Origin of the sequence: Pseudomonas algeriensis (assembly GCF_048847255.1) — a bacterium.
GTDB lineage: Bacteria > Pseudomonadota > Gammaproteobacteria > Pseudomonadales > Pseudomonadaceae > Aquipseudomonas.
In genome coordinates this window covers 460,866-476,147 of record NZ_JBKKRK010000001.1, presented here as the reverse complement: position 1 = coordinate 476,147, position 15,282 = coordinate 460,866, and the positions used below count along the sequence as shown (strand labels likewise).

Below are 15,282 nucleotides of genomic sequence, written 5' to 3'. Positions count from 1 at the left end.
GTGAGAAACCTGTGGGAGCGAGCTTGCTCGCGATAGCGGTTGTCCAGCTTGCATCTCTATTGGATGTGCCGACGCTATCGCGAGCAAGCTCGCTCCCACAGGCCGTCGTGGTGCAAACACGGGACCAACCGACCAGCAACACGGCGTTATCGCCAGTCTTTGCTACGCTTTCTCCCCGGCGCAATGACGCACGGGAGGCGTCCCATGAATTATTTCCTGGCCCAGGCCCTGAACAACCAATGGGCCAATCACAGGCTGCTGGACGCCTGCGCACAGCTGAACACCGTGGAATACGAGGCCTACCGCACCAGTTTCTTCCCCTCCATCCAAGCCACGCTGTGCCACATACTGGAAGTAGATCGCTATTACCTCACCGCCCTCAAAGGCGATGTCATGGGCCAGGAGCGGGATTTTTCCGAGATGCTGGCGTTCAACCAGCTCAGGGAAAGCCAGGACCGGAGCGACCGGCAACTGGCGGCATTGTGCAGCAACCTGAAACACACAGACCTGTCTCGCACCGTCGACCTGGTGCGTTCCGACGGCAACGCTTTCGAACGGATCGACCGCTTGCTGCTGCACCTGTTCGAGCACCAGATCCATCACCGCGGCCAGGTCCACACCATGCTCAGCGCCACCCACGTCGAACCGCCGCAGCTCGACGAGTTTTTCCTCGACTGCGACCGCCGCTTCCGCGAAGAGGAGGAACAGTTGCTGCAACTCGACGAGCAGCGGGTCTGGCGAGAGTACCAGCCCGATTGAATCGATAACCCAGGAGACCTTGCCATGAACCTGATCTTTCGTTGCATCGGCTTGTCCACGATGCTGGTCGCCACCGCCGCCCTTGCCCACCATGGCTGGAGCGAATACGACGCCAGCAAGCCACTGACGCTCGAAGGTACGATCAAGGAGTCCGGTTACTCCCACCCCCACGGGACCGTACGCCTGCAAACCACGGAAAAGACGTGGTTCGTCGTGCTCGCGCCGCCTTCTCGCATGGAAAATCGGGGGCTGACCAAAGACATGCTCAAAGCCGGTAACCGGGCCACCGTGGTCGGCTACGCCAATAAAAACAAGCCTGACGAGCTTCGCGCCGAACGCATCACCATCGACGATAGAACCACCGAGCTGCGCTGATGCAGGTCACTGGCCCGGTCGCGCAAGGCTGGATGGACCGATTGGGCGACTCGCCCCTGGCCTCGGCCATGCGCAGCGAGCTATGGCTCTATCCGCTGGTGGAAGTGCTACACATCATCGGGTTCTCGATACTGGTGGGCGCGGTGGTGATGTTCGACCTGCGCGTCCTCGGGCTGTCCAGGGACATCGCCGTGACCGCACTGGCTCGCCATCTGCTGCGATGGGCCGTCGGGGCCCTGCTGTTGATCGTGCCTGCCGGCTTGATGATGTTCAGTGCGCACCCTCATGATTTCGCCAGCAACAACGTGTTCATTCTCAAGCTGTGCCTGATCGCGGCGGCAGGCGTCAATGCCCTGCTGTTCCATCTGGTGCCCTACCGCTCCGTCCAGCAATGGAATACCCACGTCACGGCGCCGAGCCTGGCCAAGCTCCAGGCGTTGCTGTCCGTGGCGTTGTGGATCGCGGTGATCGGCTGCGGGCGCTTGCTGGCCTACACCTGAACGAGCATTGAAAAAAAGGCGATGGCCGCTTCCGGCCATCGCCAAATCGCCCACTTCAGACGCCGTCAGATCCGTGCGGGTGACACGATGATTTTCACGTTGTGTTCCTTGTTGTTTACCAACTCCTCGAAGCCCTGGCCGACGATTTCTTCCAACTGGATGCGCCCGGTCACCAGCGGCGAGATGTCCAGGCGTCCGTCGGCGATGAAGGCAATCACGTCGGCGAACTCACCGTTGTAGGCCAATGCGCCCAGCACCTGCTTCTCGGTTGAAACCAGTTCGAAGAAGTTGAACTCGCTCGGTTCTTCGAAAATCCCCACCAACACGCATTTGCCCGCCTTGCGGATCAGGTCGATGGCGAACTTGGCGGTGTGCTTGTTGCCGATGCACTCGAAGCTGACATCGGCGCCCAGGCCGCCGGTCAGGCGCCGTACTTCGGCCAGGGCGTCGCAGTCATTGGGATCGATCACATGGCTGGCCCCGACTTCCAGGGCCTTGGCCTTGCGCGCGCCGGACATTTCCAGGGCGATGACCTGGGCCGCGCCGGCCGCCTTGGCGCACATGATCGTGCACAGGCCGATGGTCCCGGCGCCGACCACCACGACGTTCTGGCCAAGCAAACTGCCAGCCTTCTTCACCGCGTGCATGCCCACCGCCAGCGGTTCGATCAACGCGCCAGCCTCGGCAGGAAAGTTGGCCGGCAGTTTGTACAGCAGGTTGGCCGGGACATTGACCAACTCCGCAAACGCACCGTTATTCATCAGCCCGGTAAAAGCCAGGTTCTCGCAGATGTTGTAGAGCCCATGGGTGCAGTAATAGCAAGTGCCGCAATGCTGGCAGGCATCGGCGGCCACTGGTTCGCCGACGTTGAAACCTTCGACGCCCTCGCCCAGCTCGACGATCTCGCCGCAGAACTCATGGCCGAGGATGCACTGGCCCTTGATCCCGGTCAGGGGGTGTGGCGCGTCCACCGGGATGAACACCGGCCCCGCCACGTACTCGTGCAGGTCCGAACCGCAGATGCCGCACCACTGCACGCGGATCTGCACCCAACCGGCGGGCGGTGAAACCGGCAGCGGCACGTCTTCGACGCGGATGTCATTACGGCCATGCCAAACGGCGGCGCGCATGCTGCGGGTCGGCTTGATTGAAACGTTCATAGCGTTACCTCCAGGATTTTTCATAGGGCGACGACTCAACCGCCGCCCGCTGGTTCAGTGCTGTCCGATGAACTCGATAATCAATCGATTGACCTGCTCGGCCGCCTCCATCTGCACCATGTGGCCCTGGCCCGGCAGCACTTCGACCTGGGCACCCAACCCTTCGGCGTGGACCGCCGGGATGATGGCGTCATCACTGCCCCAGATCACCAGGGTCGGGACATGGCCGGCCTGCACCACCTCGCGTAGCTCCACTTGCTGGCGGCCGTCCTTGAACAAGTTCTCTGCCAATTGGCGCAGGGCCACGTCCACACCTTCCAGGCGCTTGTACTTGAGCATGTCGTCGAGCATCTGCCGGTTGACCAGCTCGGCATTGGAGAACAGTTGCACCAGCTGTGGCTTGAGGGCGTTGCGGTTGGCGGCGTCGACGAAGCCTTGCAAGTAACTGCCGTTGATCTGGGCGCCGAGGCCGGCGCTGCCGATCAGGGTCAGTGAGCGCAAGCGCTGCGGCATCAAGCGCGCGGCATTCAGCGAAACGGCCCCGCCCATGGAATGCCCGACCAGATGGGCCGCGTTGATGTCCAGATGATCGAGCAAGGCCAGCACCACACCGCTCAGCTCGTCGAGGTCACCGCGCTCCAGGGTTTTCGCCGATTCGCCATGCCCTGGCAGGTCCAGGGCAATCACCCGGCGCCCAGCGGCCAAGGCTTCATGGTTGAACAGCCAGTTGTTGAGGTCACCACCAAAACCGTGCACCAGCACCAGCGGCGTACCGCCCTCGCCGCGCTCGAAATAGCGGATCAGCCGACCGTCCACCTCGACTTTCTGCGGTTTCGGGCCGCTGTCCTCGTCAGCCGCGTCGCCAGGCACGAAATTGGATTGGAACTGCTCGATGACCGCGTCGATGTCGGCGTCGCTGGCTTCGCCTTCGACGACGATGCCGAGCAAGGCGCCGACCGGCAGGGTTTCATCCTGGCGCGCCACCTGGCGGCGCAATACGCCGGAAAATGGCGCCTCGACGCTGCTGGAGATCTTGTCGGTCTCGACGTCCATCACTTCATCGCCTTTGGTGATGGCCTGGCCTTCTTCCTTGAGCCAGGCATCGACCCGGCCCTCGGTCATCGACAGGCCCCACTTGGGCATGGTCAGGGTAAAAATCTGGCTCATCAGTGCTTGCTCCACTCGATCACGTTGAGCACGGCTTGCTCGATTTTTGCCGCGTCGGGGATGTACAGGTCTTCCAGGGAGTCGGAAAACGGCACCGGCGTGTGCGGCGCGGTGACCATCTCGATCGGTGCCTTGAGCGCGCCAAAGGCCTTTTGCGCCACCAGCGCCGAGATGTCGGTGGCCATGGAGCAGCGCGGGTTGGCCTCGTCGATCACCACCAGGCGTCCGGTTTTCTCGACGCTTTCAAGGATGCTGTCCTCGTCCAGCGGGCTGGTGGTGCGCGGGTCGATGACTTCGCAGTCGATGCCACGTCCGGCCAGGTTGCGTGCCGCATCCATCGCGGTGTTGACCAACCGCCCGTAGGACACCAGAGTCACGTCCTTGCCGTCGCGCAGGAAGTTGGCCTCGCCGAACGGCACGGTGTAGAGCTCTTCCGGCACCTCGCCCTGCATGCTGTAAAGCAACTTGTGCTCGCAGAAGATCACCGGGTCGTTATCGCGAATGGCCTGGATCAGCAGACCCTTGGCGTCATAGGGCGATGACGGACACACCACTTTCAGTCCCGGAATGTGTGTCCACAACGAAGTGAGCATCTGCGAGTGCTGGGCCGCGGCGCGCAGGCCGGCGCCGACCATGGTGCGAATGACCAGGGGCGTGGACGCCTTGCCGCCGAACATGTAGCGGAATTTCGCCGCCTGGTTGAGGATCTGGTCCAGGCAGCACCCGGCAAAATCGACGAACATCAGTTCGCACACCGGGCGCACGCCGCAGGTGGCGGCGCCGACCGCCGCGCCGACATAGCCGATTTCCGACAGCGGCGTGTCCAGCACCCGCCCGGGGAATTGGTCGTAAAGCCCCTTGGTGACGCCGAGCACGCCGCCCCAGGCATCGTTTTCACCGGGTGCGCCAGCGCCGCCGGCCACGTCTTCACCCATGATGAACACGCTGGAGTCGCGACGCATTTCCTGGGCCAGGGCTTCGTTGATTGCCTGCTGATAGCTGATTTTTCTCGCCATGATGGGATTCTCTCTTGTTGTTTTCAGGGGCGTTCAGGGGTAGCTGACGTAGACGTCGGTCAGCAGGTCGGACGCCGCCGGCTTGGGATCGGACTTGGCCTTGTACACGGCATTTTCGATCAGCATTTGCACCTCTTTGTCGATCTGCTCCAACTGCTCGACGGTGAGCAGCCCGGCCCGTGTGGTGCGCTCGCGGAACTGCATCAGGCAGTCCTGGTTTTCGCGGAAATGCTTGACCTCGTCGGGTGCGCGATAGGTCTGGGCGTCGCCTTCGAAGTGGCCGTAGTAGCGGGTCAGCTTGACCTCGATCAGCGACGGCCCTTCCCCGGCACGGGCGCGCTCGACGGCGGCCCCGGCGGCTTCATGGACGGCGAAGAAGTCGAAGCCATCGACGGTCACGCCGGGCATGCCGAAGCCGGCGGCGCGGTCGGCGATGTGGTCGCAGGCCACCGACCAATTGGAGGCGGTGGCTTCGGCGTAGCCATTGTTTTCCGCGATGAACAGGCATGGCAGGTTCCACACCGAGGCCATGTTCATGGCTTCGAACACTGCGCCTTCGTTGGAACCGCCGTCGCCGAAAAACACCACGGCGACGCTGTCGGTGCCCTTGAGCCGAGCCGCCAGGGCAGCGCCGACGACCAGTGGCGCACCGGCGCCGACGATGCCGTTGGCGCCGAGCATGCCTTTTTCGAAATCGGCGATGTGCATCGAGCCGCCCTTGCCTTGGCAGACGCCGGTTTTCTTGCCGTAGATCTCGGCCATCATCCCGTACACATCCACGCCCTTGGCGATGCAATGGCCGTGGCCACGGTGGTTCGAGGCAATACAATCGTCGTCCCCGAGATGGGCCATGACGCCCGCGGCCGAGGCTTCTTCGCCGGCATACAAGTGGACGAACCCGGGGATCTCCCCCGTGGCGAATTCCACGTGCAGGCGCTCTTCGAAGGCGCGGATGGTGCGCATGACCTGATAGGCGTGCAGCAATTGATCATGGTTGAGCGATGTCGACATTTTTATTCTCCAGGCGTGTCTTCTTGAAGGTTCGAGGGGTGTTGCGGGTGCTCGCGACCAATGGCCAACAAGCGCTGTTGCGCGGCGTAGGTGAGCACCGCGTTAACGTCGATGCTCAGCGGGCCGCCGGCATCGAGGGTGACCGTGGGCCGGTCATGGACGTTGAATTCGATTTCCCGCTCGCCATCCAGGGCCAAGGTGCCGGCGGACAGCGACAAGCCATGGGCGACGCCGGGCTCCAGAGGCCCGGCGGCCAGCACGCCGCAACCTTGCAGCAAGCCCGGCGCGAGCGGCACCAGCAGCGCCTCGGGGGATTGCGGGTCCAGGCGCATCCAGGCACCGCCCGGCGCCTGGCGAGACACCGGAAACCACAACCCGCACAGCGCCGACAGGCCGATGGATTGCGGTTCGGCGAAGGTCACGAACACTTCGGCCAGGTCTTGCGCGCGGCTGATCGCCCTCGCGCCGACAAAGCGCAGCGGCGACACGGCAACGTCCACCAGAGCGACTTCCCGCAAACCACGCCCGGCGTCGCAAACCAGCAGGCGCTTGTTGCGACGCAGACCGACCTCGTCTGGAATTCGCCCGCTGGCGTACAACCCGCCGGCCAGCCCGGCGCTGGTGGCCTCGCGCAATTCGGGGAAGGCATTGTTGGTGCCGGTGGACAGGGTCAACAGAGGAATGTCGCCCACTTCGGCGGCGACAGCCTTGTGGGTGCCGTCGCCGCCGAGCACGGCGATTAGCGCCACCTCGCGCTCGGCCATCAGGCGCGCGGCGCGGCGGGTGTCTTCGACGGTCTGGCGCAGGGTCAGGTCGAGAAACTCCAGGGCCGGCCAATGGCTACTGCGGGCCTGGCGGCTGTGGCTGTTCTTCAGCACGGCGGCGGCCATGCCGATCATGTCGGTGGGCATCAACACCTGCTCGATGCCGGTGGCGCCAAACGCCGCCAGCAAGCGCTGGATCACCGAGACCTTGTCGGTGCTGGAGAACAATCCGGCATTGGCGGTCAACCGCCGCACGTCACGGCCCGACGCGGGGTTGGCGATGATGCCGACGGTGAGCGGACGGCGGCTCATGGCGCCACCGTGGCGGGAACAGTCAACGGGCTTGGCGTGCAAGTCATAGGCACCTCTTTTTATTATTGGAAGCCCAACGGGTGGGTCCAAGGCCTAGAGCAAGGGCGGTGCCAATAGCCGGAAACTGGACGCTAACGCCCGAGCCAGAGCGCTTGCGGCGCTCCGCTGCAAGCATTGGCCATAGGCCCGGTGAGACGCCACATGCCAGCCTGCACGACCTAACCGCGAGACGTTGAGACGTGGCGTCTCACCGGGTTGCCTGCGCTCCGTCGGGCTTGTCTGCGCCCGGCGATCAGCGCTTAATGTGCCGACAATGACAAGAAGCTGAACCGGAGGCCCCTATGCTTTCCGCTCACTCCAGGGCGCACGTGGATTGCATCAGCCGCGTGCTGAAGAACGCCGCCCAACTGCCGCAACTGCCCGTGCCGGACCTGATCCTCGACTCCTGGCGCCGCTCCATGGAGCAACATCACCTGGACCCCGGCTCGCTGCAGGGCCCACGGATCCTGTCCCACGACGTGCTCAAGCAATGCCGCGAGCGCTCGGAGCTGTTCCTTAATATCGCCAGCGACGAAGTGGCGCGCCTGCACGGCCGGGTGCGCGATGCCGACTATTGCGTGCTGCTAACCGATGCCCAGGGCCAGACCATCGATTACCGGGTGGAAACCACCCTTCGCAACGACTGCCGCAAGGCCGGGCTCTACCTGGGTACGTGCTGGTCGGAAGGCGAAGAAGGCACATGTGGCGTGGCGGCGGTGCTCACGGCCAAGACTGCGGTGACGGTGCACAAGCGTGATCACTTTCGCGCGGCATTCATTGGCCTGACCTGCTCCGCCGCGCCGGTCTTCGATCCGCAGGGCGAGCTGCTCGGCGTGCTGGACGTCTCGGCGGTGCGCTCGCCGGATGATCGACGTTCCCAGCACCTGATCCGGCAAATGGTGGTGCAGAGCGCCCGGGAGATCGAACAGGCGTTTTTCATGAGCAGCGCCCAGGGTTACTGGGTGTTGCGGGCCCATCGCAACGCGGGGTACGTCGACAGCCAGCCGGATCTGCTGCTTGCCTGGGACGACGATGGCTGCCTGCAAGCCCTGAACCCGGCGGCGCGCCAATACTTGATGCAACGCTACGGCCAGTTGCCTCGCCACATCAGCCAGGTTTTCGACCCGCAATTGCTGCACCGGGCCCGGGATGAAAGCCTCTACCCACTCGATGTCGATTTGCATGGCCGCCTGAGCGCGCCACGGCGCCGGGCCAAGCCTCGCCAGCGCGTCGCGATGACTCCCACCGAACTCGACCCACGCCTGGCCGACAGCCTGAACCTGGCGGTGCGGGTCAAGGATCGCAACCTGCCGGTGCTGATCCAGGGCGAAACCGGTTCCGGCAAGGAGGTCTTCGCCCGCCAGTTGCACCAGGCCAGCCAGCGCCGCGATCGGCCCTTCGTGGCCTTGAACTGCGCGGCCATACCGGAAAGCCTGATCGAGAGTGAGCTGTTCGGCTACGTCGCCGGCGCCTTCACCGGGGCCTCGGCCAAGGGCATGCAGGGCCTGTTGCAGCAGGCCGATGGCGGCACGCTGTTCCTCGATGAGATCGGGGACATGCCGCTCGCCTTGCAAACCCGCCTGTTGCGGGTGCTGGCCGAAGGCGAAGTAGCGCCACTGGGGGCTTCAAGGCGCAAGGCCGTGGACATCCAGGTGATCTGCGCCACCCACCGCGACCTGGAGGCGCTAGTGGCGGCCGGCGAGTTTCGCGAGGATCTGTATTTCCGTCTCGGCGGCGCCCGCTTCCAGCTGCCGCCGCTGCGCGAACGCACCGACCGGCTGGCGTTGATCAATCGAATCCTTGAAGAAGAGTCGGCGCTGTGCGGCGGTGCGGTGCAACTGAGCGGCGCCGCGCTGGAATGCCTGCTGGGTTATCACTGGCCGGGCAATGTCCGCCAGTTGCGGCATGTGCTGCGCTATGCCTGCGCGGTCTGCGAGGCGAGCGTGATTCAGCTTAGCCACTTGCCCGAGTCATTGCACACCACGGACGCCGCCGATCATGGGCCGGAGCCCAGCGCCAGCCCTGAACGCCAGGCGTTGCTGGACGCCCTGGTGCGTCATCGCTGGAAACCCACCCCGACGGCCCGGGCGCTGGGCATTTCCCGAGCGACCCTGTATCGACGGGTGCATCAGCACGGTATCGAGATGCCCGGCAGGCGTCCTGACGCTGTTCACTAAAGGTCGCCAAACAGCTGTGGCGAGGGAGCTTGCTCCCGCTCGGCTGCGAAGCAGTCGTAAAACCGAAGAATGCGATGTATCTGAAGCTCTGAATTCGGCAGGTATGGGGCCGCTTAGCGGCCCAGCGGGAGCAAGCTCCCTCGCCACGGGATCGTTTTTTTCTCAAGTGAACGGTATTACGGCAGGAACCCGGGCTGATGGCTTATCGTCGCGCCAGCTCATGGCGCACGCATTGTTCGTAGTAGGTCTGCTTGACCGCGGCAGGTTTGAGCCGCGAGGTGCTGTTGTAGGTCTGTTCGGTGATGCCCAGGGCGGTCATGCGCATCCAGGGCCGGGGAAACTTGCGCACCTGCAGCTTCTTGCGCGCCCCATACAGGCTCACTCCGGACAGCTTGGACGCCTGCGCTCCGGCGGCAATGTCCGAACCCCAGCGACACACCGATTGCTGGTTTGCCGTCAGCGCCCTGGCTTGGGCTTCATGCGAAACGGCGGCCATGAGCATGGCCGCCGCGATCCAGATAGAAACACGCATAGGTTTGTCGTCCAACTTTCTGAAATAAAAGGAGTTTGACCTCAACTTATGGAGCAAGGGGCCAGCATTGGCGCGCCGCTCTCAAGCCTATGTCTATTCGTACAAACAACTTTATATAGACACTATAACCTCTTGATAAATAGTATCTTTATTCAGCCTTCGCCTCTTGTAGCAATCGCTGGATCACCTGTTCCTGCTCGCCATACCGCCCTTCGCCGAAGTGGCTATAGCGCACCTGCCCCTTGGCATCGATGAAGTAATGGGCCGGCCAGTACTGGTTGTTGAAGGCACGCCAGATCGCATAGCGGTTATCGATGGCCACGGGGTACTGGATGTCCAGCTTGCGCACCTGTGCGCGTACGTTGTCGATGATCTTTTCGTAGCCGTATTCCGGGGTATGAACGCCGATGACCACCAGCCCGTCCTTTTCGTATTTCTTCGCCCACTCGTTCACATACGGCAGCGTGTGCTGGCAGTTGATGCAGTCGTAGGTCCAGAAATCCACCAGCACCACTTTGCCCCGCAACGACTCGCTGCTCAGCGGCGGCGAGTTGAGCCATTGCACCGCGCCGTCCAACGAAGGCATGGTGCCTTGGGCTTCGAGGTCCGGCATGGCGCTCGCGCTGGCCTTGCTCACCACATAGTCGATGGCTTTGGGCACGCTCTCCAACAGGCTTTTTTCCAGGCTGGCCGACTGTTGCGACGACGTCGCAGCCAATAACCGGTCATCCGCCCCAGTGCCGATCGCCACGGCGGCCAGCAACACCAGTGCCCCAGTGGCGCGGCGCAGCCAGGCGGTGATCGGCAGCGAGAGTTTCAACCGACCGATCAGGCCTCGACCGGTGAGGATCAGGGTACCCAGCGACAAGGCGCTGCCCAGGCCGTAGGCGAGCAGCAACAGGCTGGTCTGGGCGCTGGCGCCTTGCAGCATGGCCCCGGTCAGGATCACGCCGAGGATCGGCCCGGCACACGGCGCCCAGAGCAACCCGGTGGCGACACCGACCGACACTGACGCCAGAGGCCCGCCCATCCGCCCGGCACCGGAGTCAAGACGGTTGCCCAGGCTGACCAGCGGCCGCGCCAACCAAGTGCCCACCCGGCTGAACATCAGCGACAGCGCAAACAGCACCATCACCACCAAGGCGACCTGCCGGCCGACGCTACTGGCGCGTATCACCCATTCGCTGCTGGCCACCGCCAGGCTGGACACCAAGGCAAAGGTCAGCACCATGCCGGCGAGCGTCAGCAACACCGAACGGCGCGATTGATTGGCCCGGGCGAACAGGAACGGCACCACCGGGAGGATACAAGGGCTGAGGATCGTCAGGATCCCGCCGAGAAATGCGATCAGAAGCATGGCAACACCTCAATATAAAGGCTGGCGAAGGTCAGTTCTGGTTGGTGCAGTTATCGGAGAGCTTGCGGTAATCCAGCGCCTGCTCACGGCCCGCCGAGTCCAGGTAGGTCATGTGGGCGTTGACCACGCCACAGGCTGGCTGCGGGTCTTCGCTCAGGGACAGCACTTTGCGAACATCCAGGTGTGTGCCGTAGGTGTAGGTGTGCGCCGGCGCGGTGCTTTCGGCCCGGGCCGACAGGGTGCAGATGTTCAGCGCGGCGAACAGGCAGGCGGCGCAGATGGCTTTGGTGTTCATGGTGCGGTCCTCGATTCAATGGGTGTTTGTCGCAGAGGCCGGTTGTGTCGCCTCGATGGATGCCATTGAATGCCCCCCACGTATCGAGCCTGTATCGAGCAGATGGCTTTTTGCATCGCTGTGTATCCGCCACGCGCCAGATACACTGCAATACAAACCGTCGCGAGCCAGGCCGGCTGCTGGCTGTAGACTGACCCACACCAAAACGCCAAGGGGCAGAACACCATGGATCATGTCGATCATGTGCTGATCGTGGATGACGATCGCGAGATCAGGGAGCTGGTAGGCAACTACCTGAAAAAGAACGGTTTGCGCACCACCGTGGTCGCGGATGGCCGGCAAATGCGCGCCTTTCTGGAGACCACTCCGGTGGACCTGATCGTGCTGGATATCATGATGCCCGGCGACGATGGCCTGGTGTTGTGCCGGGAGCTGCGGGCCGGCAAGCACAAGGCCACGCCTGTCCTGATGCTCACCGCTCGCAACGACGAGACCGACCGCATCATCGGCCTGGAAATGGGCGCGGACGATTACCTGGTCAAGCCTTTCGCCGCCCGGGAGCTGTTGGCGCGGATCAACGCCGTGCTGCGCCGCACGCGCATGTTGCCGCCTAACCTGGTGGTCACCGAGAGCGGGCGCCTGCTGGCGTTTGGCCGTTGGCGGCTGGATACCACCGCTCGCCACCTGCTGGACAGCGACGGCACCATGGTGGCCCTGAGCGGCGCCGAATACCGCTTGCTCCGGGTATTCCTCGACCATCCACAGCGGGTACTCAACCGCGACCAGTTGTTGAACCTGACCCAGGGCCGTGACGCGGACCTGTTCGACCGCTCCATCGATTTGTTGGTCAGTCGCCTGCGCCAACGCCTGTTGGACGACGCCCGCGAGCCGGCGTACATCAAGACGGTACGCAGTGAAGGTTACGTGTTCTCGCTGCCGGTGGAGATCCTCGAGGTCTCGGTATGACCCTGTCTCTGCGGTGGCCGCGTACCCTCGCCTCGCGCTTGTCGTTGATTTTCCTGATCGGTCTGGTCCTGGCCCAGGGTTTGTCGTTCGGCGTCCAATACTACGAACGCTACGAGAGCGCCAAGAACACCATGCTCGGCAACCTGGAGACTGACGTCTCGACGTCCGTGGCGATCCTCGATCGCCTGCCTGCCGCCGAACGCCCCGCGTGGCTGCCAAAGCTTGCGCGACGCAACTACGGCTATGTGCTTGATGAGGGCCAGCCTGGCATGCCAATGCTCCCGGACAACGCGCCGATATCGGTCAGCTCGATCCAGGAAGCCTTGGGCGAAGCCTATGCCCTGACCTACAACCAGATCCCGGGACCGAAGATGCACTATCAGGCGCACCTGCGCCTCAAGGACGGCAATCCGCTGACCATCGACGTACGTCCGGCGATGGCACCGCTTTCGCCCTGGCTGCCGGTGGTCTTGCTGGGGCAACTGGCGCTGCTGATCGGCTGCACGTGGCTTGCCGTGCGCATCGCCATCAGCCCCCTCACCCGGCTGGCCCAGGCCGTCGAAACCCTGGACCCCAACGCCCACGGCGTGCGCCTGGACGAAAAAGGCCCGACCGAGGTGGTACATGCGGCCAAGGCCTTCAATGCCATGCAGGACCGCATCGCCGCCTATCTGAAGGAGCGCATGCATCTGTTGGCTGCGATCTCCCATGATCTGCAGACACCCATCACCCGCATGAAGCTGCGGGCCGAATTCATGGATGACGGCATCGAAAAAGACAAACTTTACAGCGACCTGGGGGAAATGGAGCACCTGGTGCGTGAAGGCGTGGCCTACGCCCGCAGCATCCATGGCGCCACCGAGGCCAGTTGCCGGATCAGCCTGGACGCGTTTCTCGACAGCCTGGTGTTCGACTACCAGGACACCGGGCAGGACGTGCAGCTGTCCGGCAAGAACGCCGCGATCATCGATACCCGTCCCCACGCATTGCGCCGGGTGCTGGTCAACCTCGTGGATAATGCGTTGAAGTTCGGCGGCGCGGCCCAGATCCAGGTCCAGCCCGCCGCCAACGGGCAGCTGGCGATCCGGGTTTTGGACCGTGGCCCCGGCATCAGCGAGCAGGAACTGGCCGAAGTGCTCAAGCCGTTCTACCGGGTGGAAAGCTCGCGCAACCGGGAAACCGGCGGCACCGGCCTGGGTTTGGCCATAGCCCAGCAACTGGCGAATGCCATGGGCGGTTCGCTGACCTTGAGCAACCGCGAGGGCGGTGGGCTGTGCGCTGAGCTGCGGTTGGGTTGCGATACCCAGGTCTGAAGACTACTGAATCCCTTGTGGATATCCCTTGTGGGAGCGAGCCTGCTCGCGAAGACGGCGGCACATCCAACGCTGATGTAGCCGACACACCGCTTTCGCGAGCAGGCTCGCTCCCACAAGGTCATGTGCAAGGTTCGGTATCGGGGTTTGTATATCAGTGTGTCAACCACCACGCCGCATACACAAACTTGCACACCGGCCCCCTTCCCGACACACCCCGCTTACCCCCACTTGAAAGACTCCTTCTATTCCCGGCCACCACGATGCCGGGCCATCCAAGGAGCTTCCCCATGCCTACCGCCACCGCAACGCCGCCTGCTTTCCGTTACCAGGGCTGGTCGCTGTTCAGCCTGCTTGCCGCCCTGGTATTGCTGATGACCGTGCTGGTCCTGATCATCAATCCAGACCTCACAGAAGGCGTGCGCAGTGCCATTCGCGCGACCGCCCGTTCGTCCTTCGTCCTGTTCCTGCTGGCCTTTACAGCGTCGGCGTTCGCCGTGCTGGTGCCCTCGCCCCTGAGCAAATCCCTGGTGCGCGAACGGCGCTTCATCGGGCTGGCCTTTGCCTTTTCCCATTTGGTCCACGCCGCATTGATCTACTGGTACGGCCAGCTCAACACCGAGTTCTGGCCCGGCCGGACCACCCTTGGCAACGTGCCCGGCACCGTGGGCTACGTGTTTATCCTGCTGCTGGCCCTGACTTCGTTCAAAAGCACCACGCGGCTGATCGGCGCCACCGCCTGGAAGCGCCTGCATACCACCGGCATGTGGGTACTGGCGGCGATCTTTGCCTATTCCAATTTCAAGCGCATTCCGATGAGCGCCTGGTACGTGCTGCCCTTCGGCCTGATATGCGCCGCCACGGCGGTCCGCCTGGTGGGCAAGCTGGCCCAGGCCAACAAGCGTCAATCCCTGCAACGTGCGGCCTGAGCCGAGGAGATCAACCATGTACGCCTCTTTCTCGAAAGCCCTGAACGGCCTGCACCTGAACCTCGATCACGCCGGTTCGTGGCTCGCACCCCTGGGGCTGCGCCTGTTCCTGGCCTGGGAGTTCTTTGAGTCCGGCCTGGAAAAATGGAACGGCCAGAACTGGTTCGCCGAGATCCAGTCGGCTTTTCCGTTCCCGTTCAACCATGTGCCGGCCAGCTGGAACTGGGAATTGTCGATGTGGGCGGAGCTGATCTGCGCCCTCGCCCTGTTGATCGGCCTGGGCACACGTGCCTCGGCGCTGGTGCTGATGGTCGTCACCGTGGTCGCTACCGCCGCCGTGCACTGGCCGGCGGATTGGTCGAGCCTGGGCGAGCTGGCCCAAGGGTACGCGATCACCAACAAGGGCTACGGCAACTTCAAGCTGCCATTGATTTACCTGGTCGCATTGCTGCCGCTGCTGTTGCAGGGCGCCGGGCGGTTGAGCGTCGATGCGCTATTGAAGTCGTTGCTCCGGTCAAAAAAATCGAAACCTTGAAGGGCTTGAGTCGGTCCAGTCCTGTAAGAGCCATGGCGCTGCGTACCGCTGCCCAGCGGGCGCAACGCTCAAGAC

General features: G+C 63.4%; 16 protein-coding genes. 8 read left to right on the top strand and 8 right to left on the bottom strand.

Going from position 1 to position 15,282, the window contains the following annotated elements:
• The first annotated feature begins 204 nt into the window (after positions 1-204).
• Genes ACLK1G_RS01895 through ACLK1G_RS01885 form a run of 3 tightly spaced genes read left to right on the top strand, consistent with a single transcriptional unit; the run spans position 205 to position 1,634 of the window.
• A complete protein-coding gene (locus ACLK1G_RS01895; protein WP_420763855.1) occupies positions 205-759 on the top strand; it encodes a DinB family protein in 555 nt (184 codons plus the stop codon).
• Positions 760-783: 24 nt separating this feature from the next.
• Positions 784-1,134 (top strand): DUF6152 family protein, encoded by a 351-nt coding sequence (locus tag ACLK1G_RS01890; RefSeq protein ID WP_420763854.1) that lies wholly within the window; start codon positions 784-786, stop codon positions 1,132-1,134.
• Positions 1,134-1,634 (top strand): DUF6644 family protein, encoded by a 501-nt coding sequence (locus tag ACLK1G_RS01885; protein ID WP_420763853.1) that lies wholly within the window; start codon positions 1,134-1,136, stop codon positions 1,632-1,634. The genes ACLK1G_RS01890 and ACLK1G_RS01885 overlap by 1 nt, the downstream gene beginning before the upstream one ends.
• Before the next feature lie 65 nt (positions 1,635-1,699).
• Here the strand turns inward: ACLK1G_RS01885 and ACLK1G_RS01880 are convergent, their stop codons facing one another.
• The 5 genes from ACLK1G_RS01880 to ACLK1G_RS01860 all read right to left on the bottom strand — a co-directional run bounded on the left by ACLK1G_RS01880 (position 1,700) and on the right by ACLK1G_RS01860 (position 7,064).
• A complete protein-coding gene (locus ACLK1G_RS01880; protein WP_420764036.1) occupies positions 1,700-2,764 on the bottom strand; it encodes a 2,3-butanediol dehydrogenase in 1,065 nt (354 codons plus the stop codon).
• 84 nt (positions 2,765-2,848) lie between these two features.
• The gene (locus tag ACLK1G_RS01875; RefSeq protein WP_420763852.1) at positions 2,849-3,961 is read right to left on the bottom strand and encodes an acetoin dehydrogenase dihydrolipoyllysine-residue acetyltransferase subunit; all 1,113 of its coding nucleotides are present in this window, start codon (positions 3,959-3,961) and stop codon (positions 2,849-2,851) included.
• Entirely contained in the window at positions 3,961-4,977 is a 1,017-nt protein-coding gene (locus ACLK1G_RS01870; RefSeq protein WP_420763851.1) for an alpha-ketoacid dehydrogenase subunit beta, read from the bottom strand. The genes ACLK1G_RS01875 and ACLK1G_RS01870 overlap by 1 nt, the downstream gene beginning before the upstream one ends.
• 33 nt (positions 4,978-5,010) lie before the next feature.
• A complete protein-coding gene (locus tag ACLK1G_RS01865) occupies positions 5,011-5,988 on the bottom strand; it encodes a thiamine pyrophosphate-dependent dehydrogenase E1 component subunit alpha (RefSeq protein ID WP_420763850.1) in 978 nt (325 codons plus the stop codon).
• Positions 5,989-5,990: 2 nt separating this feature from the next.
• Positions 5,991-7,064, bottom strand: coding sequence for an ATP-NAD kinase family protein (locus tag ACLK1G_RS01860; protein ID WP_420763849.1), 1,074 nt, complete (start codon positions 7,062-7,064; stop codon positions 5,991-5,993).
• 341 nt (positions 7,065-7,405) lie between these two features.
• Between ACLK1G_RS01860 and ACLK1G_RS01855 the strand changes: the two genes are divergently transcribed.
• The gene (locus ACLK1G_RS01855) at positions 7,406-9,280 is read left to right on the top strand and encodes a sigma-54-dependent Fis family transcriptional regulator (RefSeq protein WP_420763848.1); all 1,875 of its coding nucleotides are present in this window, start codon (positions 7,406-7,408) and stop codon (positions 9,278-9,280) included.
• 202 nt (positions 9,281-9,482) lie between these two features.
• Here the strand turns inward: ACLK1G_RS01855 and ACLK1G_RS01850 are convergent, their stop codons facing one another.
• The 3 genes from ACLK1G_RS01850 to ACLK1G_RS01840 form a co-directional block, all read right to left on the bottom strand.
• The gene (locus ACLK1G_RS01850) at positions 9,483-9,776 is read right to left on the bottom strand and encodes a hypothetical protein (RefSeq protein ID WP_420764035.1); all 294 of its coding nucleotides are present in this window, start codon (positions 9,774-9,776) and stop codon (positions 9,483-9,485) included.
• Positions 9,777-9,960: 184 nt separating this feature from the next.
• Positions 9,961-11,169, bottom strand: a complete 1,209-nt coding sequence (locus tag ACLK1G_RS01845) for a cytochrome c biogenesis protein DipZ (protein WP_420763847.1) — start codon at positions 11,167-11,169, stop codon at positions 9,961-9,963.
• A 31-nt stretch (positions 11,170-11,200) separates the two neighbouring features.
• Entirely contained in the window at positions 11,201-11,464 is a 264-nt protein-coding gene (locus tag ACLK1G_RS01840; RefSeq protein ID WP_420763846.1) for a DUF2790 domain-containing protein, read from the bottom strand.
• A 225-nt stretch (positions 11,465-11,689) separates the two neighbouring features.
• On the opposite strand from ACLK1G_RS01840, the gene ACLK1G_RS01835 reads away from it, so the two are divergent.
• The 4 genes from ACLK1G_RS01835 (at position 11,690) to ACLK1G_RS01820 (ending at position 15,207) form a co-directional block, all read left to right on the top strand.
• Complete coding sequence (locus tag ACLK1G_RS01835; protein WP_420763845.1) at positions 11,690-12,430, top strand: response regulator; 741 nt, start codon at positions 11,690-11,692, stop codon at positions 12,428-12,430.
• A complete protein-coding gene (locus ACLK1G_RS01830) occupies positions 12,427-13,743 on the top strand; it encodes an ATP-binding protein (RefSeq protein WP_420763844.1) in 1,317 nt (438 codons plus the stop codon). The genes ACLK1G_RS01835 and ACLK1G_RS01830 overlap by 4 nt, the downstream gene beginning before the upstream one ends.
• 290 nt (positions 13,744-14,033) lie before the next feature.
• Complete coding sequence (locus ACLK1G_RS01825) at positions 14,034-14,672, top strand: ferric reductase-like transmembrane domain-containing protein (protein ID WP_420763843.1); 639 nt, start codon at positions 14,034-14,036, stop codon at positions 14,670-14,672.
• A gap of 16 nt (positions 14,673-14,688) precedes the next feature.
• A complete protein-coding gene (locus ACLK1G_RS01820) occupies positions 14,689-15,207 on the top strand; it encodes an HvfX family Cu-binding RiPP maturation protein (protein ID WP_420763842.1) in 519 nt (172 codons plus the stop codon).
• Positions 15,208-15,282: the final 75 nt, after the last annotated feature.